Annotated in this window: 14 protein-coding genes and 1 CRISPR repeat array; of the genes, 12 read left to right on the top strand and 2 right to left on the bottom strand. The window is 59.2% G+C overall.

The window, feature by feature from the left end; translation table 11 throughout:
* Positions 1-35 precede the first annotated feature (35 nt).
* The 7 genes from ACVWZ1_RS07835 (at position 36) to ACVWZ1_RS07805 (ending at position 9,622) form a co-directional block, all read left to right on the top strand.
* On the top strand, positions 36-617 hold the full coding sequence (locus ACVWZ1_RS07835; RefSeq protein WP_457394839.1) for a peroxiredoxin family protein: 582 nt from the start codon (positions 36-38) through the stop codon (positions 615-617).
* 45 nt (positions 618-662) lie between these two features.
* Entirely contained in the window at positions 663-2,318 is a 1,656-nt protein-coding gene (locus ACVWZ1_RS07830) for an ABC1 kinase family protein (RefSeq protein WP_457503050.1), read from the top strand.
* 488 nt (positions 2,319-2,806) lie between these two features.
* Positions 2,807-5,100: a CRISPR direct-repeat array (repeat unit 36 nt; unit sequence GTTCCCCCTTCGGGGGGATCCCTAGAAATTGGAAAC).
* A gap of 70 nt (positions 5,101-5,170) precedes the next feature.
* Positions 5,171-6,310 carry a cyclopropane fatty acyl phospholipid synthase gene (gene cfa / locus ACVWZ1_RS07825; protein ID WP_457503049.1) on the top strand — a complete coding sequence of 380 codons (1,140 nt, stop codon included), beginning with the start codon at positions 5,171-5,173 and terminating at the stop codon, positions 6,308-6,310.
* Between the two features lie 97 nt (positions 6,311-6,407).
* Complete coding sequence (locus tag ACVWZ1_RS07820) at positions 6,408-6,851, top strand: SufE family protein (RefSeq protein ID WP_414329195.1); 444 nt, start codon at positions 6,408-6,410, stop codon at positions 6,849-6,851.
* 13 nt (positions 6,852-6,864) lie between these two features.
* Positions 6,865-7,986, top strand: a complete 1,122-nt coding sequence (locus tag ACVWZ1_RS07815) for a metal ABC transporter solute-binding protein, Zn/Mn family (protein WP_457503048.1) — start codon at positions 6,865-6,867, stop codon at positions 7,984-7,986.
* A complete protein-coding gene (locus tag ACVWZ1_RS07810; protein WP_457503047.1) occupies positions 7,983-8,774 on the top strand; it encodes a metal ABC transporter ATP-binding protein in 792 nt (263 codons plus the stop codon). The genes ACVWZ1_RS07815 and ACVWZ1_RS07810 overlap by 4 nt, the downstream gene beginning before the upstream one ends.
* Before the next feature lie 11 nt (positions 8,775-8,785).
* The gene (locus ACVWZ1_RS07805; RefSeq protein ID WP_457503046.1) at positions 8,786-9,622 is read left to right on the top strand and encodes a metal ABC transporter permease; all 837 of its coding nucleotides are present in this window, start codon (positions 8,786-8,788) and stop codon (positions 9,620-9,622) included.
* Here ACVWZ1_RS07805 and ACVWZ1_RS07800 read toward each other — a convergent pair.
* Complete coding sequence (locus tag ACVWZ1_RS07800; RefSeq protein ID WP_457503045.1) at positions 9,591-10,442, bottom strand: hypothetical protein; 852 nt, start codon at positions 10,440-10,442, stop codon at positions 9,591-9,593. The genes ACVWZ1_RS07805 and ACVWZ1_RS07800 overlap by 32 nt on opposite strands.
* Positions 10,443-10,613: 171 nt before the next feature.
* Between ACVWZ1_RS07800 and ACVWZ1_RS07795 the strand changes: the two genes are divergently transcribed.
* From ACVWZ1_RS07795 to ACVWZ1_RS07780, 4 genes are all read left to right on the top strand, one after another.
* On the top strand, positions 10,614-12,437 hold the full coding sequence (locus ACVWZ1_RS07795) for an ABC transporter ATP-binding protein (protein ID WP_457503067.1): 1,824 nt from the start codon (positions 10,614-10,616) through the stop codon (positions 12,435-12,437).
* Positions 12,438-12,640: 203 nt separating this feature from the next.
* Positions 12,641-13,393, top strand: a complete 753-nt coding sequence (locus ACVWZ1_RS07790; protein WP_011431916.1) for a response regulator transcription factor — start codon at positions 12,641-12,643, stop codon at positions 13,391-13,393.
* A gap of 84 nt (positions 13,394-13,477) precedes the next feature.
* Complete coding sequence (argZ, locus tag ACVWZ1_RS07785) at positions 13,478-15,610, top strand: bifunctional arginine dihydrolase/ornithine cyclodeaminase (protein ID WP_457503044.1); 2,133 nt, start codon at positions 13,478-13,480, stop codon at positions 15,608-15,610.
* A gap of 68 nt (positions 15,611-15,678) precedes the next feature.
* Complete coding sequence (locus tag ACVWZ1_RS07780; RefSeq protein ID WP_414351982.1) at positions 15,679-16,545, top strand: SAM hydrolase/SAM-dependent halogenase family protein; 867 nt, start codon at positions 15,679-15,681, stop codon at positions 16,543-16,545.
* On the opposite strand, the gene ACVWZ1_RS07775 is transcribed toward ACVWZ1_RS07780, so the two are convergent.
* Positions 16,492-16,944: an Hsp20/alpha crystallin family protein gene (locus ACVWZ1_RS07775; RefSeq protein WP_011431920.1), complete on the bottom strand. Its 453-nt coding sequence runs from the start codon at positions 16,942-16,944 to the stop codon at positions 16,492-16,494. The genes ACVWZ1_RS07780 and ACVWZ1_RS07775 overlap by 54 nt on opposite strands.
* A gap of 287 nt (positions 16,945-17,231) precedes the next feature.
* On the opposite strand from ACVWZ1_RS07775, the gene ACVWZ1_RS07770 reads away from it, so the two are divergent.
* A complete protein-coding gene (locus ACVWZ1_RS07770) occupies positions 17,232-17,813 on the top strand; it encodes a (2Fe-2S)-binding protein (protein ID WP_457503042.1) in 582 nt (193 codons plus the stop codon).
* Positions 17,814-17,844 lie beyond the last annotated feature (31 nt).

Below are 17,844 nucleotides of genomic sequence, written 5' to 3'. Positions count from 1 at the left end.
TGGTGGCAAGTAGTAAAGAAACGTAAAAAACTGCAATGACCAGCAACAGCGGACTGTTTAACCGTCGCTTTGCCGACAACTTCATCCCCCAACCAGCCAACACTTCTCTGGAAATCGGCCAGATTGCCCCCGATTTTGAGCTGCCGCGCGTGCAAGGGGATCCCGTGCGGCTATCGGACTACCGCGGCCAAAAGCCGGTGGTTCTGGCTTTTACTCGTATCTTCACCGAAAAGCTTTTTTGCCCTTTTTGCTACCCCCACATCCAAGAGCTGAAAGCCCGCTACGGCGAGATCCAAGCTCTGGGGGCGGAGCTGCTGATGGTCACCAGCACTGATCCGGTTCAAAGCCAGCAGATTCAAGCAGACCTGCAGCTGCCTTACCCGCTGCTGGTGGATCCCGAGTGCAAAACCTTCCGCCTCTATGGGGTTGGCCAAGCTTTGGGAGCACCCCTGCCGGCCCAGTTCGTTGTGGATCAGGAGGGCAAACTGCGCTTCAAGCATGTTTTCTCCTTTGCCCAGCCCAATGCCGATACCGATGAGGTGCTGCGGGTGTTGCGGGAGGGGCTGCAAACCGGCTGGGATGGAACCCGTAGGGTGGCCCCTATCCCCTTTTTCTAGGGATCGGGCTTCTCTGCCATTGGACTTCCAGGGAGAGAGACTGCGATGTTTGCCCGTCTGGCCCAGAGTGGGGCGCGTCAGGCCGAGATCCTGGAGGTGGTTTTGCGCCACGGTTGGGACTACATGCGCCGCTTGCTCTCTTTTGGCAAGGCTGGGGAACCCCAACTGCCCCCCCCAATGGTGCTGCGCAACATTTTGGTGGATCTGGGGCCGGTCTATGTCAAGCTGGGCCAACTGCTGAGCACCCGTCCGGACCTGTTGCCGCGAGAGTACATCGAGGCCCTCAGCACTCTGCAGGCCGACGTACCTCCTGTTCCCTGGAATGCGGTGGAGATCCTGCTGCGGCAGCAGTTGCGGCAGCCGTTGGAGCAGGTGTTCAGCAGCCTGGACACAGAGTCGGTTGCGGCGGGATCCATTGCCCAGGTCCATCGGGCTTGTCTGGTCAGCGGCGAGTGGGTAGCCCTCAAGATCCAGCGGCCTGGGCTGGAGGCGGTGGTGGAGCGGGATACGCGGCTAATCCGGGGCATTGCCGAGCTGGTGGCGCAAACGGAGTTCGGCAGGTTGGCAGATGTGGTGGCCTTGGCGGATGAGTTCTGCCGGGCCATTCAAGCAGAGCTGGACTTTACCCAAGAGGCCCGCCACACCGAGCAGCTCCGCCAACAGTTGCAAAGGGGGCGTTGGTTTGATCCGGCCCAACTGGTGGTGCCGCGCGTCTACTGGCCTCTCACCACCCCAAAGGTGTTGACGCTGGAGTGGATCGAGGGCCGGCCCTTGTTGGAGGCGGATCGCAGCGACGCGGATCCAGAAAACATCGCTCGCCTGTTGACCCGCGCCTTTTTTCAGCAGATCTGCATCGACGGCTATTTCCACGCCGATCCCCATCCGGGCAATCTGTTTTATCTGGGATCCGGTCGCGTAGCCCTGCTGGATTGCGGCATGATTGGGCGGCTGGATCCGCGTACGCAGCAGATTCTGCTGGAGCTGATGCTGGCCATTGTCAGCCTCGATGCCCAGCGCTGTGCCGAATTGACCCTGGAGTTGGCCCTGCCGGAAAGATCCGCGGCCCGCTCGCGGGATCAGACTGTCAGCTTGGCCCAGCTCCAAAGCGACTACGAGCGTCTGCTGCGCCAGTACTACGCCCTGAGCATTGCGGAGCTCAACTTCAGCCAGCTCTTTTCTGAGATCCTGCAGGCGGCCCGGCGCAACCAGATCCGCATTCCCGGCAATTTAGGCCTCTGTGCCAAGGCGCTGGCCAATTTGGAAGGGATCGCCCGCCAGCTCACCCCCGACTACAACCTGCCGGAGCAGCTTCGCCCCCTGATGGCGGATGTGTTTCGGGCGCAATTGCTGGGGGAGGCCCCTCTGCCTTCGCTGCTGCGCACGGCTTTGGATTTGAAAAATCTCTCTCTGCAATCGCCGCGCCAGATGGAGCTGCTGCTCAGCCGCATCACGTCGGAAACCCAGCGCTGGAACTTGACCATCCAAGAGCTGGAAGGGATCCGCAGCAGCCTGGATCAGTCGGCCAACCGCCTTTCCTACAGCATTGTGGTCGGCTCTCTAATCGTCGGGGCCGCCATCATCTCGGCTCAGACGCAGCGGTTTCAGGTCTTTTGGCTGAGCGAACTCCTGTTCGGGGCGGCCAGCCTGTTGGGGCTGTGGCTTGTCATCAGCATTCTGCGCTCCGGTCGCCTGCGCGGCTAGATTGGCTGAGGTTGGCTCATCAGTGGACTCAGGGCCCTACTGCCCTTGTCTGGATCTCGATGTTTCCAAAAGAACACCAAAACGGTATCAACGCCTCCGCGAGCGATCCGCCAAAAGCCGCAAAGGCCGATTCTTTCGTTCGATCCCTCGACGCCTTGCGCCACAAGGCTTTCCGGCCCCAAAACCCCCTCGCCAAAACTCTTTTTGCCGACTTTTTTCCGGATCCCTCGCAAATGGGCCTTGCATTCCTTGCCCTGCTTGGGTTTAATAGGGGTGGGGGGGATCCCTAGAAATTGGAATTCCAAACCAATGGTAAGATGCGGACGGCCTCCCAGTCATCCATCGCAGCTGGGGATCCCTAGAAATTGGAATTCCAAACCAATGGGAAGTGGAATATTGCTAACTTCAGATAGCCATTTTCTGTCTTGGGGATCCCTAGAAATTGGAATTCCAAACCAATGGGATTGCGGGGTCTCAGCCCAACGGGGGTTCCCCCTTCGGGGGGATCCCTAGAAATTGGAATCACCTGGCTAACTCCTGCATGGGGACATACATCGAGGGTTCCCCCTTCGGGGGGATCCCTAGAAATTGGAATTTGATTGCAGACACAATCTGCCTGGGCATACGGAAGTGGTTCCCCCTTCGGGGGGATCCCTAGAAATTGGAATTATCACTAAACAACTGTACATGCAAAGTAGTCCCAGAAACATGGGTTCCCCCTTCGGGGGGATCCCTAGAAATTGGAATTCCTGGCCGCGTCAAGGATCCGCTACATCGCCATTAGCGCGGGTTCCCCCTTCGGGGGGATCCCTAGAAATTGGAATTTCGACCCGACTTAGGGGTCAGTCGCCTGCCCGAGAGGGTTCCCCCTTCGGGGGGATCCCTAGAAATTGGAATTCCTGGAGGGTCTACGAGCCCGCAAAGCGGAGTGCCCGGTTCCCCCTTCGGGGGGATCCCTAGAAATTGGAATCCTGGGTGCTTGAGTGGGGTTAACTTAACTCACAGGCCGGGTTCCCCCTTCGGGGGGATCCCTAGAAATTGGAATAAAACAACACCCAGGTGAAATACCTGGGTGTTGTGGTGGGGGGGTTCCCCCTTCGGGGGGATCCCTAGAAATTGGAATCCCCTGGGTATGAAAACCATCCCCATTACTATGTAATGGGGGGGGTTCCCCCTTCGGGGGGATCCCTAGAAATTGGAAATTGGTGACTAACCGAGCCCGGACAAACCGTCCGGCTTCGATCGGGTTCCCCCTTCGGGGGGATCCCTAGAAATTGGAAATGTGGTGGGGGAGGTAGACTAGGCTAAATTTGGCAGTGGGTTCCCCCTTCGGGGGGATCCCTAGAAATTGGAAAAGTTATCTGAGCTTGCATCCACTAGTGAAGCAGAGAAGGGGTTCCCCCTTCGGGGGGATCCCTAGAAATTGGAAACACGAATTAGTAACAACCTTACACAGATGGGGAAAGGTTCCCCCTTCGGGGGGATCCCTAGAAATTGGAAACCCGGCAAACTTGAAGGTGTTCATTGCACTTACCTCCCGGTTCCCCCTTCGGGGGGATCCCTAGAAATTGGAAACTTGCACCCTCCACAACCGGTACGGAGTATTTCATGACAGTGGTTCCCCCTTCGGGGGGATCCCTAGAAATTGGAAACCGCAGTCTTGCCAGAGCAATTAGTAGAGTAGGCTGGCGACGGGTTCCCCCTTTGGGGGGATCCCTAGAAATTGGAAACCTAGCCCCCCACTCCTGCTCGGAAGAGCAGTACGTAGGTTCCCCCTTCGGGGGGATCCCTAGAAATTGGAAACACTTTGTTATTCACTGCCTTGATCGGAGGTTGATTATGATTGTTCCCCCTTCGGGGGGATCCCTAGAAATTGGAAACTTTTATAGAATACAGTTCTTAAATACACTAGGTCAAGTTCCCCCTTCGGGGGGATCCCTAGAAATTGGAAACGTACTTTGAAGACTCAAATAACCTAGATTCAGAGGAATTGTTCCCCCTTCGGGGGGATCCCTAGAAATTGGAAACCGCAATGCGTCTTGTTAGGAACTTCCTAGTCACTCGTGTTCCCCCTTCGGGGGGATCCCTAGAAATTGGAAACGTACTTTATGGTGCAGTGTTTCAAATACAAACGCTTGTGTTCCCCCTTCGGGGGGATCCCTAGAAATTGGAAACTCAAACACGCGAACCACCAATCGAGGTGGTTCAACAAGTTCCCCCTTCGGGGGGATCCCTAGAAATTGGAAACCCGAGTGCTAAGCTTGGTAAAATTCATTAACACAAATGAGTTCCCCCTTCGGGGGGATCCCTAGAAATTGGAAACTAGATTTTCTACAAGAGCCTCTATAGATCTTATAAATACTCTGTTCCCCCTTCGGGGGGATCCCTAGAAATTGGAAACATCTCCGCAGCTTTCGGATTTAGTTTCATCGCAGCATGTTCCCCCTTCGGGGGGATCCCTAGAAATTGGAAACCGACTTAATTGGCAGCCCATTCCAGGACTGCCAGTACCACAAGTTCCCCCTTCGGGGGGATCCCTAGAAATTGGAAACTGGTTCCTCATAGAACTTCTTAGGAAGTGGACGATATGAGGTTCCCCCTTCGGGGGGATCCCTAGAAATTGGAAACTGTGTCTTGCTCATGCGGGACCTCCCGAGCTCGGTATACCAGGTCGTTCCCCCTTCGGGGGGATCCCTAGAAATTGGAAACTGTGCAGAAGCCATTTCGGTAGGTTTGTTGCAATGAGGTTCCCCCTTCGGGGGGATCCCTAGAAATTGGAAACTTGTTGGATCCCTTGCCGCGTTGGGTTGTATTTGTTGAGTCAGTTTCCCTGTGGTGAGGGATTCCTGAGGATGGGGAAAGGACTCAACAGCTTGCACCGGCTGGCGCGTCAGCATGCGCTTCGGGTTTTGGATGTTGCCGGTATAACCCTCAATGGCTCACAGCCCTGGGATATTCAAGTTCACGACGAGCGGCTCTACCTGCGCTGCCTGCTCTATGGATCCCTGGGCTTTGGCGAGGCCTACATGGAGGGCTGGTGGGATTGTGCCGCCATTGATGAGTTAGTTTGTCGTCTCCTAACTGCCCAGGCACCGCAGCAGGTGGGTTGGCTAATTCAGCCCCTACTTGGGCTGGACAGTCGCCTCATCAACCGCCAGCGGGGCAAGGGGGCATTTGTCATTGGCCGGCACCACTATGACATTGGCAACGATCTCTATGAGGCCATGCTGGATCGCCGCATGATCTATAGCTGTGCCTATTGGGATGGGGGTGCGCAAACTCTGGATGAAGCCCAGGAGGCCAAACTTGACCTCATTGCCCGCAAGCTGGAACTCCAACCCGGCATGCGGGTGCTCGACATCGGCTGTGGCTGGGGAGGCACAGCGCAGTACCTGGCCGAACGCTATGGAGTGCAGGTTGTGGGGATTACTGTTTCCAAAGAGCAAGCCAAACTGGCCAGCGAACGCTGCCGCGGCCTGCCGGTTGAGATTCGGTTAGAGGACTACCGCCAGACCCAGGGAAAGTTTGATCGGATTCTTTCTGTCGGCATGTTTGAACATGTTGGCTACCGAAACTACCGAACGTTTATGCAGGTAGCCCGCCGCTTGTTGAACGACAATGGCTTGTTTCTTCTGCACACCATCGGCAGCAACGTGGCCTACCAGGGGCGGGATCCCTGGATTGAGCGCTACATTTTCCCCAACTCGATGCTGCCCTCGCCTCATCTGATTACTGCAGCCTTTGAGGGCTTATTTGTGCTGGAAGACTGGCACAATTTTGGGATCAATTACGTGGCCACCTTAAAAGCCTGGCACGCCAATTTCGAGCAGGCATGGCCAAAATTAGCCGACCGCTACGATGAGCGCTTTCGCCGCATGTGGCGGCTCTATCTCCTGATGAGTGCCGGTAGCTTCAAGGCCCGGGCCAGCCAACTTTGGCAACTGGTCCTCTCACCACGGGGAGTAAGTGGCGGCTATCGCTCGCTTCGGTAACGACAGTCCCAAAAGTTTGCAGGTGCCCCTGCGCCCTCGCTGAGTGGGGGTGTTATGATGAGTTTGATTATCATTCTCACTCTAGACAAGCTGAGGGATGCCCGCAGCTCTGCAGCAAATTGTCAATCGCTTCCAGAAGGCCAAGACCTCGCGGCAGAAGTATGAGCTTCTCCTAGCCTATGCCAAGCGCCTGCCACCCTTTCCCGAAGCGGAGAGGAAGGAGGAGAACCTAGTCAGAGGTTGCGCTTCGCGGGTGTGGCTGGCCACCGAGTTTAGGGAGGGCAAGGTCTACATCCAAGGGGATGCCGATGCTCAGTTGGTCAAGGGTTTGGTGGCCATTGTGGTGGAGGGGCTAAGTGGCCTAGCGCCGGAAGAGATTTTGGGGGTTTCCCCAGAGTTTGTGCGGGAGATGGGCCTCAATTTCAGCCTTAGCCCTTCCAGGAGCAATGGTCTGGTGAGCATGTTTTCGATGCTGCGGCAGAGGGCCTTGGCTTTTGGGAAGTCAGTTGCTTCCAGCTCTGCTGTCTCTGTTGTCTTGTGAGGTATTCAGGCTCATGACTGATCAAGCTAACTCTATCCGTTCGGCTCGACCGGTGCGATCGCTGGTCTCGCTGCTGGCCGCCCTCTCGGTCGGGATCCTGGGAAGCCTGCAGATGCGCCAAGAAGAGTCCCGGGCCCAGCAGGGATCCACCCCCCCCAAAGTGGTGACCACGATTTTGCCGATAACGCAATTTACCCGTGCTGTGGCCGGGGATCGGGCAGAAGTCACTCCGCTCATTCCCCCTCAGATGGGGCCCCACGACTTTCAGGCTCGACCTGAGGAGGTTCGTTTGCTGGCTCAGGCGGATGTGTTGGTAATCAATGGGCTGGGAATGGAAACTTTCCTGGAGGGGTTGATCGCCAATGCCGCAAATCCCCAATTGCTGACCATCGACAGCAGCGAAGGGATCCCAACTTTGCGGGCTGAGGAGCCAGAGCATGGGCACTCCCACGGTCACGGCCATGGACACTCTCATGGACACAGTCACGGCCATTCTCACGGGCATGGCCATGGCCACTCTCATGGGCACAGCCACGGCGAGTTTAACCCCCACATTTGGCTGGATCCCAGGCGGGCTATTCAGCAGGTGGAAAACATCCGCGACGGCTTAATCGCTGCGGATCCGGCAGGGGCGGAGATCTACCGGGCCAATGCGGCTGCTTTTATCGAGAAGCTCAAGGCTTTGGATGAGGAGATTGCCGCTCGGCTAGCTCCCTTTGCCGGAAGAAGCTTTGTGGTCTTCCACGACTTTGCCCCCTATTTTGCCGAGCGCTACAACCTCAAAGCCGAGTTCTTGGTGGAGATCCCAGAGGCCAATCCTTCTCCAGAAGATGTGCGACGGGTGATGGAGACGGTGCGGGAGTCGGGCCTGAAGACCATCTTGGTGGAACCTCAGGTGGGAGACAACAACCCCTTCCAGATCTTGGCCAGGGATTTGGGGGTGGAAGTGCGGGTTTTCGATCCCATCGAGACTGCCGGCCCTGAGGGGATCGAGCCGGAATATTACCTGACCATCATGCGGCAGAACGTGGATAATCTGATCTCGGCCTTTGAGAAGGAGACGGCCTTTGTGCCGCTGGAGCTGCCCTGGCTTGGGCAAGGTTCGCTGGAACAACTACTGGCGAGGGGGCGGTGACCGGCGAGGTTGTCCTTCGCGTGGAGGGGCTGACGGTCTATCGGGGATCCCGCTTGGCAGTACAGAATGTGTCGTTTGAGCTGAGGGCGGGATCCCATACGGCGGTTGTTGGCCCCAATGGAGCCGGCAAAAGTACCTTGGTACAGGCCATCTTGGGGATCCTGCCGCGGCAGTGCGGCTCGGTTTGGATTCTGGGAGAGCCGGTGCGCCTGTCCGGCTATTTGCCCCCGTCAGTGCGGCAGCAGGTGGCTTACGTGCCCCAGCGTTTTCAGTTCAATCCTGGGCTTCCCATGGTGGTGGAGGAGTTTGTGGCTTTGGGTTGGGGGGCGTTGCAACCCCGCTGGCCCTGGCAGCAGCGCTCTGCTCGGCGGCAGGCGGTGAAAGAGGCGTTGGAACGGGTCGGCGCATCCCACCTGTCCTCTAAGGCTTTGGGCCAGCTCAGCGGCGGGGAGCTGAAACGGGTGCTGTTGGCCTATTGCTTGGCTTGGCCGCGGCGGTTGCTTATCCTCGACGAGGCACCGGCAGGCTTAGATACGCTCAGCGAGGGGGAGTTTTACCGGCTCCTGGAAGAGCTGCGCCAATCCCTGGGCTGGGCCATTTTGCAGATCTCCCATGATTTGGAGATGGTGTCTTGCTATTGCGACCGCGTGCTGTGCCTCAACCAATCCCTCATCTGCCAGGGATCCCCCCAGGTGGCTTTGGCACCAGAAGTGCTGAGCCGGGTTTATGGGCCTGTTCGCGACAGCGGTGCGGAGCACCATTTTGTCCGCTACATCCACCGTCACTGAGAGACAAAGAGATGTCGGAAGGCTGGGCGCAGGTGGTGGAGCTGTTGCAGTTGCCCTTTATGCAGCGGGCCATGCTGGGCGGGATCCTCACCGGCATGACGGGCGGGCTGCTGGGCAGCTTTGTCATCTTGCGGCAACTGTCGTTCTTTAGCGATGCCCTGGGGCATTCGGCTCTGCTGGGGATTGTTTTGGGAGTGCTGCTGGGGCTGAATCCCACCGTGGTGTTGATGGTGTTTGGGGTGGGATTTGCTTTGGGCGTCACCTTTGTCTTGGAGCGCACCCAACTGTCGGCGGATGCGGTGCTGAACATCATCTACTCTTCCTCTTTGGCGCTGGCCGTTATCACCCTCAGCTTGCTGCCCGGCTATCGGGGTAACCTCAACCAGTTGCTGTTCGGGGACATTTTGGGGATCAGCCCAGCGGCCCTGTGGACGAGCGGGATCCTCTTGCTCATCGGCTTGGCCTATGTGGGATTGACTTTGCCCGCCCAGATGTTGCTTACCTTGGATGAGCCGCTGGCGCGGGCACGAGGGGTTCAGGTGGGCTGGCAGCGGCTGGCCTTTGTGGTGTTGCTGGCTTTGGTGGTGGCCCTGGCGATTCGCTCGGTGGGGGTGTTGCTGGTGAGCGCTTTTGTGGTCATCCCAGCCTCGACAGCACGGATGTTGGGATCCCGCTTTACAACCTATGTGCTGCTGGCCATAGGCATTGGGGGACTGAGCGCGGTGTTGGGGATGATCGCCTCGGCGGCCTTCAACCTGCCCTCCGGCCCCAGCATTGTCGCCACCCAGTTGCTCTTTTTTCTCCTAGCTATGGCGCTTAAGGGGGTGTCGCAACTCCTGCAGCTCTAGCTAGCGGCAATCCAAGAGCTCTCTCGGGCAGCGGCTTTTCCTGCAGAAGCTGGCCAAACAGGCGGCGATAGCTCTCTGGAAAGACCTGCCCGCTGAGGGTGGGCTGCTCGTAGACGCGCTTGAGGGTGTTGAGATCCCGCTTGGTAATGTTGGGCACCCGCAACACCCGCCGATTGCCGGTAGCCGCCGCATGGTGTCCGCCATACATCAGATCCCGCAGGTTCGGGCTATGGCCCCACAGCCCCAGCCCATGCCCGATCTCGTGTCGGGCCACCGCCGTTATTTCGGCCAACCCCTGTCCTTCTGCAATGACGATGCGCACCCGCTGCTGCAAAGAGCCATCGGAGGCGAAGAAAAACTCCGGGCGGGCCGCCCCAGCCACCCCGCCGCCGATGGGGGGAACGCGGTAAATGCTCATCCCGTAGAAAGCCTCCTCCTCTTTGGCCACCACCTTGAGCGGGATGTAGGCCGACCACTCCTTCACCGCTTGCTCCACGGAGGCCTTCCACTGGGGGTGATCCCCTTGGATGTAGATAGGGACGGGATAGAAGGCCCACTGGGCATAGGCTCCACCTGGCAAAAGCGGCTCGATTTCCTCAAAGTAGTCTCCCACCGCCTTGTCGTAGGCGTAGCGATCCAGGCCGGGGGGGAGTTTGAGCCGCATCGGCTGCGGCAGTTCTCCGGCTTGAGTTTGAGCCTCGGCTTGCAGGGCTTCAATGCCAAAAAAGTGGGGAACCAGCAGGGATCCCCTGCCCCCCACTGCCAAAGTGAGGAGCATCGCCCAGCCGAGGATGCAAAGCTGTAGAAGGCGTCGCCGCATCAAAGCCGCCCTTTCGCCCTTGTCTTTCTACAAGGTTAGTGGCTCAGAAAGCAAGTGTCATTCACGTCAGCGGTGCGGAGCACTTTGGGGGCCAAGACGGGGACGGTGGTCTATAATCCTGCCAATCCTCCCATTGCGTTCGCGCCAGCGGTGCGGAGCGCTTTCGTCGCCATGATCGAGGCTGTTCCTGCTGCCGATTCTGCCTTGCTGACCGTACAAGGGCTGCGGGTTTTCTTGCCCAGCCGCACAGTTGGCGTCAGCAGGAGGGAGCCTTCGGGATCCCCGGTGGTGGATGGGCTGTCTTTCCAGATCGGGATCGGCCAGACCTTGGGCCTGGTGGGGGAGTCGGGATCCGGCAAAACCATGACCGCCCTGACGCTGATTGATCTGCTGCCCAGCTCGGCTCGGGTGGAGGGCAAAATCCTCTTCAAGGGCCCTGACGGAACGGTGGACTGGCTGCAGTTGGATCCCCGACAACGGCGGCGCTATCGCGGATCCCAAATTGCCATGATCTTCCAGGAGCCGAGCACCGCCCTCAACCCCCTCTACACTTGTGGCCAGCAGTTGCAGGAAACCCTGAGGGCCAACACCTCTCTAACGCCGGTGGAGATCCGCGCCCAGGCCATTCGCCTGTTCGAGGAGGTGCAGCTTTCTCCCCAGATGCTGGAGCGCTATCCCCATCAGCTCTCCGGCGGCCAAATCCAGCGGGCGGCCATTGCCTGTGCCATCGCCTCCAACCCCAAACTGTTGATTGCCGATGAGCCGACCACCGCTCTGGATGTCACGGTGCAAGCGGAAATCCTGCGCCTGCTCCGGGATCTGCAGCAGCACCGGCAGATGGCCATCCTCTTCATCACCCACGATCTCAACTTGGTGGCCGAATTGGCGGATCAGGTGGTGGTGATGCGCCGGGGCCAAGCCGTCGAACAAGGCTCGGTGGAGCAGATCTTTCGGGATCCCCAGCACCCCTACACCCGCGGTCTGTTGGCCTGTCGCCCGGTGTTGGAGCGGCGGTTGCGGCGGTTGCCCACCGTCCAGGATTTTCTGGAAAAAGGGGGATCCCCAGAGGAGCAGTGGCAGCAGGTGGAGATCCCGGCTGCCGTTCGCGTAAGCGGGACGGAGTCCTTAGAGGAAGAACGGCTGCGCCGGCTGTACAGTCAGCCCCCCCTGTTGCAGGTGCGGGATCTGCGAACCCACTACGCCGTCCGTCGAGGGCCATTTGGCCGCCAGGTGGGCGAGATCCGGGCCGTGGATGGGATCACCTTTGACCTCTACCCCGGAGAGACCTTGGGGCTGGTGGGAGAGTCCGGCTGCGGCAAAACCACCCTGGGGCGAACCCTGTTGCGCCTGGTCCGTGCCAGCTCTGGCCAGGTGATCTACGACGGCGAGGAGCTGCTCCGCTTGCCGCCCCAACGCTTACGTCGTCTCCGCCGCGAGATTCAGCTCATCTTTCAGGATCCGGCGGCCTCGTTGGATCCGCGCATGAGTGTGGGAGCCAGCGTCATGGAGCCGATGGCCCTGCACGGGATTGGGAGCAACGCTGCCGAGCGGCGAGCACGGGCCCAGCGTCTGTTTGAACGGGTAGGGCTGGATCCGGAAGCGCTGGATCGCCTGCCCCACCAGTTTTCAGGAGGACAACGGCAGCGGATCTGTATTGCCCGCGCCCTGGCCTCGGAGCCGCGCCTGATTGTCTGCGATGAGGCGGTGTCTTCTCTGGATGTCTCTGTGCAGGCCCAGGTGCTGAACTTGCTCAAGGATCTGCAGGAGGAACTGGGGCTGACCTACCTATTCATCTCCCACGACCTGAGCGTGGTCAAGTTCATGAGCGACCGCATGATGGTCATGAACCGAGGCCGCATCGAAGAGATTGGCCCTGCTTCCCAGATCTACCGGCAGCCGCAGCAAGACTACACCCGCCGCCTCATCGCCGCGTTCGCGCCAGCGGTGCCGAACCACTTTCCCCAAGGGAGATCCGTTCGCGATAGCGGGCCGTAGGCCTTAAAAACGCACCCATTTGCCCCAAACGGGTTGAACAGTTTCCCATGCCTCCGGTTCTGGGCTGGACGACCCTGCGGGTTAGCTGCGCGGCAAGATTTGCAATGAGGCTAGAATTAAGTAAACTTCGAGTCGTAAAGCTTCGACTCTTTGTTAGCAGATTTAACAAAACGTTTTATCCGCAGTTTGGGCTGCAACTGGCTATGGCTCGCATACTCATCATTGAGGACGACCCTTCGATTCTGGATATTCTGCGCATCAATCTGGAGTTGGCGGGCTACGAGGTCGTAAAGGCCACCGATGGGGTACGCGGACAAGCGTTGGCTCTGCAGGTTCTCCCCGATCTCATCATCCTCGACCTGATGCTGCCCCAGGTGGATGGCCTAACCGTATGTCAGCGCTTGCGGCGGGAGGAGCGCACCAGTGAGATCCCGATTTTGATGCTCACCGCCCTGGGCCAAACTCAGGATAAGATCGAGGGTTTCAATGCCGGTGCCGACGACTACCTGACCAAGCCTTTTGAAGTGCAGGAGCTGCTGGTGCGGGTGCGGGCTCTGTTGCGGCGCTCAGACCGGATCCCACAGGCGGCCAAACACGGCGAGATCCTCACCTATGGCCCCCTCACGCTGGTGCCGGAACGCTTCGAGGCGCTGTGGTTCGGCAAAACGATCAAGCTCACCCACCTGGAGTTTGACCTGCTCCACTGTCTGATGCAGCGACATGGGCAGACCGTTTCCCCCAGCGAAATCCTGCAGGAGGTGTGGGGCTACGAGCCCGACGACGACATCGAGACCATCCGTGTTCACATCCGCCACCTGCGCACCAAGCTGGAGCCGGATCCCCGCCACCCCCAGTACATCAAAACCGTCTATGGGGCGGGCTACTGTCTGGAGTTGCCCAACATCGCCGATCCCGTCCCACCGCAGCCAGAGCTGGCGAAAGATTCCCACAAATAATGATTCTTTCATGATTCTTGAGGATGCTGCTCACGCAACTGCTAATCTAGGGGATGCCCTGCTGCAGACTGCGCTCTGAGATCTATGCCTGGTGCCATTCGGTATTTGATGTGCCCACCCGATCACTACGAGGTGGACTATGTGATCAACCCCTGGATGGTGGGGAATGTTCACCGCTCTTCGCGAGAACGGGCGCTGCAGCAGTGGCAGGCTCTTTATCGGCATCTCTCGCAGCGGGCGGAGGTGAAGCTAATCCAGCCGGTGCCGGGATGGCCGGATATGGTGTTTACGGCGAATGCTGGGCTCATCCTGGGATCCAAGGTGGTGCTGAGCCGTTTTTATCACCCAGAGCGGCAGGGGGAACAGCCCCATTTCAAGGCTTGGTTTGAGGAACAGGGCTACACCGTCTATGAGCTGCCGCCGGCCCTGGCTTTTGAGGGGGCAGGAGATGCTCTGTTGGATCGGGCAGGGCGCTGGCTGTGGGCGGGCTACGGCTTTCGCTCCATGTTGGAGTCTCACCCCTACTTGGCCAAGTGGTTGGGGATCGAGGTGTTGTCTTTGCGGCTGGTGGACGAGCGGTTCTACCACCTGGACACCTGCTTCTGCCCCCTCTCCGAAGGCTATTTGCTCTATTACCCGCCGGCTTTTGATGCTTATTCCAACCGCCTGATCGAGATGCGGGTGCCCCCTGAAAAGCGGATCCCGGTTCAGGAGGCGGATGCCATTCACTTTGCCTGCAATGCCGTGGATGTGAACGGCACGATCTTGGTGAATCGGGTCAGCCCAGAGCTGGAAGCCGCCCTACAGGAGCGGGGATTTGCGGTGGTGCAGACGGAGCTGACGGAGTTCCTGAAAGCCGGTGGGGCGGCCAAGTGCTTGACATTGCGCCTCGACGAGACGGTGGCTCCCCAAACCGATCCAGTGGCCACAGTGCTCAGCCGGACGGTGACCCTACAGGGACATTTGGTGGACAGCGATCTGCTCACCAGGGCCGTCGATTGCATTGTGGACAATGGCGGCAGCTTCCAGATCCTCAAGTTTCAGCTTGGGGAAAAACGGCAGAGCACTTCCACGGTGGAACTGGCCGTTTCCGCTCCCACCGAAGAGACCCTGGATACCATTCTCAGCGCCTTGATCGAGCAGGGGGCCCGTCTCTCGGAGGAAACCCAGCAAGATGCCCGTCTGGAGCGGGTGGAGAAGGCAGGGGTAGCGCCCGACGATTTTTATGTCACCACCATCTACCCCACGCAGGTGCGGGTGGCCGGCCAGTGGATCCCGGTGCAGCGGCAGCGCATGGATGGGGTGATCGTGGTCAAGGGATCCGATTGCAATGGCAAGACGGAGTTTTCAGCCTACTGCACCCTGATTCGAGACCTGCAGGTGGGGGATGCCGTGGTGTGTGGGGTGGAAGGGATCCGCACCGTGCGCCAGGCCAGCAAAGAGCGCTCTTCCCAGGAGTTCACCTTTATGGGATCGGGGGTCTCCAGCGAGCGGCGGGTGGAGATCCTGGTGGAGCAGATTGCCTGGGAGCTGCGGCAAATCAAGGAGCGGGGCGGCAAAACGGTGGTGGTGGCAGGGCCGGTGGTCATCCACACAGGCGGCGGATCCCACTTGGCTACCCTGATTCGGGAGGGCTATGTGCAGGCGCTGTTGGGGGGCAATGCCATTGCCGTTCACGATTTGGAGCAGAATCTCTACGGCACCTCGCTGGGGGTGGATCTGTCGCGGGGCACCCCGGTCAAGGGCGGCCACAAGCATCACCTCAAAACCATCAACCTCATCCGCAAGTACGGCAGTATCCGAGCTGCGGTGGAAGCGGGCGTGATTACCGGTGGGGTGTTCTACGAGTGCATTCGCGCTCAGGTGCCCTTCTCCCTGGCGGGATCCATCCGCGACGATGGGCCGCTGCCGGATACGGAGATGGATTTGATCAAGGCCCAGCAGGATTACGCACGGCTGCTACAGGGGGCCGACATGGTGCTGATGCTCTCCAGCATGTTGCACTCCATTGGTGCCGGGAACATGACGCCTGCCGGGGTCAAGCTGATCTGCGTGGACATTAACCCGGCGGTGGTGACCAAGCTGGCCGATCGGGGATCCCTGGAGTCGGTGGGGATTGTGACCGATGTGGGCCTGTTCTTGAGCTTGCTGGTGCAGCAGTTGGCGCGTTTGGGGCAGGCGTATGAGCGCCCGCAACCTGCTCTTGCTGCCCGCTAGCCACCCCATCCATAAGCGCTGTTATCTTTTGGGATCCTTAAACTGGGATCCTCAAGCCTCAAAAGGGTATGCCTTTTATTAGCCTGTTGACGGATTTTGGCCTGCAGGATCCCTATGTGGGCATTATGAAAGGGGTGATTCATACCCTTTCCCCACAGGCTCAACTCATCGACCTCAGCCATGGGATCCCGCCTCAGGATGTGGCGGCGGCTCGCTTTGCCCTGATGACGGCCTACCCCTATCTGCCGTCGGGCACCATTCACCTGGCCGTTGTGGATCCAGGGGTGGGGAGTAGCCGCCGGGCGGTAGCCATCCAAACCGAGACGGGCTTTTTGGTTGGCCCTGACAATGGCCTGTTCAGCGGCGTTTTGGCCCAAACTCCGGCGCTGGCTGCTGTGGAACTCAACCGGCCCCGCTATTGGCGCACCCCCTCTCCCAGCCGCACCTTTCATGGGCGGGATATTTTTGCCCCGGTTGCCGCTCATCTGGCCAACGGGATCCCTTTGGCGGAGCTGGGGGATCCCCTAGACGTAGCAGAACTAACCCGCTGGGAGTGGCCGCCACCCCAGATGGAGACCAACGGCTGTCGCGGCCTGGTCCAGGCCATCGACCACTTCGGCAACGGCATCACCAACCTGCCCGGACAGTGGGTGGAAGGTCGAAGCTGGAGCGCCTGGATCAAAGGGATCCCCGTCCGCTCCGTGGCCACCTTTGCTGAGGGAGAAGTTGGGGAAGTGCTGGCCCTGGTGGGCAGCTCCGGCTGGGTGGAGATCGTGCAAAACCGGGGCAATGCCAGCCGGGCGCTGGATTTTAAGGTGGGAGATGAGGTGCGCGTGCAGTGGATCCTCACCCCCAGCCCCTCTCCCGAAAAGAGGGGGATCCTAGGCAGGTTGGCTTTCCACCGTCACGGCTTCCGTCGGAGTAGTGGGGTTTGAGGCGCCCACTTGGACTTTGATCACCCGCGCTGCGTCGGCTTTGGGCAGAGTGAGGGTGAGGATGCCGTCGCGATAGGTGGCCGAGACTTTCTCCGGCTGGATGCGGCGGGCCAGCTTGAGGATGCGTTGAAAAGGTTGGGGCTCCACTTCTTGGTAGCGCAATTCAGCACCTTCAGGGCCGTGAACCTGGATCTCGCCGCTGATGGAGAGCTGTTGAGCCGTGGCCTCGATGTGGAAGCGTTCCCGATTGGCACCGGGCACCCACAACTGGACGGTGTAGGCTTCGCCGCTCTCCCAAACCTGCAGAGGAGTGGGCAGGAAGGAGCGAGAGCGTCCCCGGTTGGGCTCCGCTTGCAGAGCTTGTACCTCGAAAAGCGGGCTGAAGTAAAGAGTTGCCATAGTGTCTCCTAGGGTAAATAGGCTAAGTCATCAATGGAGTTGAGGGAAGCGAAGAGATCTCGGCAAAGAAGGCTTGGCCTGCACTTGGGATTTGAATTCACAAAATCCTGCTCTGATCATCCAAGAAAGCCATCCCAGCGAGGGAGGGCAAACCGATCTGCGATAGGCAGGATCCGCTCACCTCATGGGGAAGAGGGATGAAAACAAACAGGGCAATCCAATGGTTCACTCGAAACATTTTGCTCAAAACAGAATGGGGTAGATGTGAGTGAAAAAAGAAGACCGTTATGGATCCCACTCCCATTCCCATCCGATTTCAGGTGAACGGCCAACCCTATGGGCAGGTGGTTCCGCCGGCGATCACTCTGCTGAGCTTGTTGCGGGAGCTGGGCTGGGTGGGGGTACGCCGTGCCTGCGACTCGGGGGATTGCGGGGCTTGCACGGTGCTGTTGGAGGGGGATCCCGTCCACAGTTGCCTGTACCCGGCGGCGCGCTTGCAAGGCCAAGCCATCACCACCATCGAGGGGTTGGCCAGAGGCGGGGAGTGGGATCCGATCGCGTCAGCGGGACGGAGTCCTTTGCAGGCCCGCTTTTTAGAGGGACAGGGGTTCCAGTGTGGCTTTTGCACGCCGGGGATGATCTTGAGTGCTCGTCAGCTCTGTGGGGAGGGGATCCCATCCGCTCGCGTAAGCGGGACGGAGTCCTTGGCGGAGCTGCGGGATCACCTGCGGGGCAACCTTTGCCGCCGTACAGGCTATCAAGCCATCTTGGACAGCATTCAAGGGATCCCGGCCTCGTTCGCGTTAGCGGTGGGGAGCACTTTCCCTGAATCAGAGCTGGAGAGTGTGTGGGCTACGTGGGGATTATGAAAAAAATTAAGACTTTTGGCACAGCGGCAAT

The sequence above is a fragment of the Thermostichus sp. MS-CIW-25 genome, from assembly GCF_054060015.1.
Note: the sequence above shows the minus strand (reverse complement) of the source record. Positions and strands in the feature narration are given on the sequence as shown.

Bases quoted from the DNA above. Each gene is read 5' to 3' on its own strand.
- ACVWZ1_RS07805 (WP_457503046.1), top strand. From the start codon at position 8,786: ATGTCGGAAGGCTGGGCGCAGGTGGTGGAGCTGTTGCAGTTGCCCTTT.
- ACVWZ1_RS07790 (WP_011431916.1), top strand. From the start codon at position 12,641: ATGGCTCGCATACTCATCATTGAGGACGACCCTTCGATTCTGGATATT.
- ACVWZ1_RS07815 (WP_457503048.1), top strand. From the start codon at position 6,865: ATGACTGATCAAGCTAACTCTATCCGTTCGGCTCGACCGGTGCGATCG.
- argZ (WP_457503044.1), top strand. From the start codon at position 13,478: ATGCCTGGTGCCATTCGGTATTTGATGTGCCCACCCGATCACTACGAG.
- ACVWZ1_RS07770 (WP_457503042.1), top strand. From the start codon at position 17,232: ATGGATCCCACTCCCATTCCCATCCGATTTCAGGTGAACGGCCAACCC.
- ACVWZ1_RS07780 (WP_414351982.1), top strand. From the start codon at position 15,679: ATGCCTTTTATTAGCCTGTTGACGGATTTTGGCCTGCAGGATCCCTAT.
- cfa (WP_457503049.1), top strand. From the start codon at position 5,171: ATGGGGAAAGGACTCAACAGCTTGCACCGGCTGGCGCGTCAGCATGCG.
- ACVWZ1_RS07820 (WP_414329195.1), top strand. From the start codon at position 6,408: ATGCCCGCAGCTCTGCAGCAAATTGTCAATCGCTTCCAGAAGGCCAAG.
- ACVWZ1_RS07835 (WP_457394839.1), top strand. From the start codon at position 36: ATGACCAGCAACAGCGGACTGTTTAACCGTCGCTTTGCCGACAACTTC.
- ACVWZ1_RS07795 (WP_457503067.1), top strand. From the start codon at position 10,614: ATGATCGAGGCTGTTCCTGCTGCCGATTCTGCCTTGCTGACCGTACAA.
- ACVWZ1_RS07830 (WP_457503050.1), top strand. From the start codon at position 663: ATGTTTGCCCGTCTGGCCCAGAGTGGGGCGCGTCAGGCCGAGATCCTG.
- ACVWZ1_RS07775 (WP_011431920.1), bottom strand. From the start codon at position 16,944: ATGGCAACTCTTTACTTCAGCCCGCTTTTCGAGGTACAAGCTCTGCAA.
- ACVWZ1_RS07800 (WP_457503045.1), bottom strand. From the start codon at position 10,442: ATGCGGCGACGCCTTCTACAGCTTTGCATCCTCGGCTGGGCGATGCTC.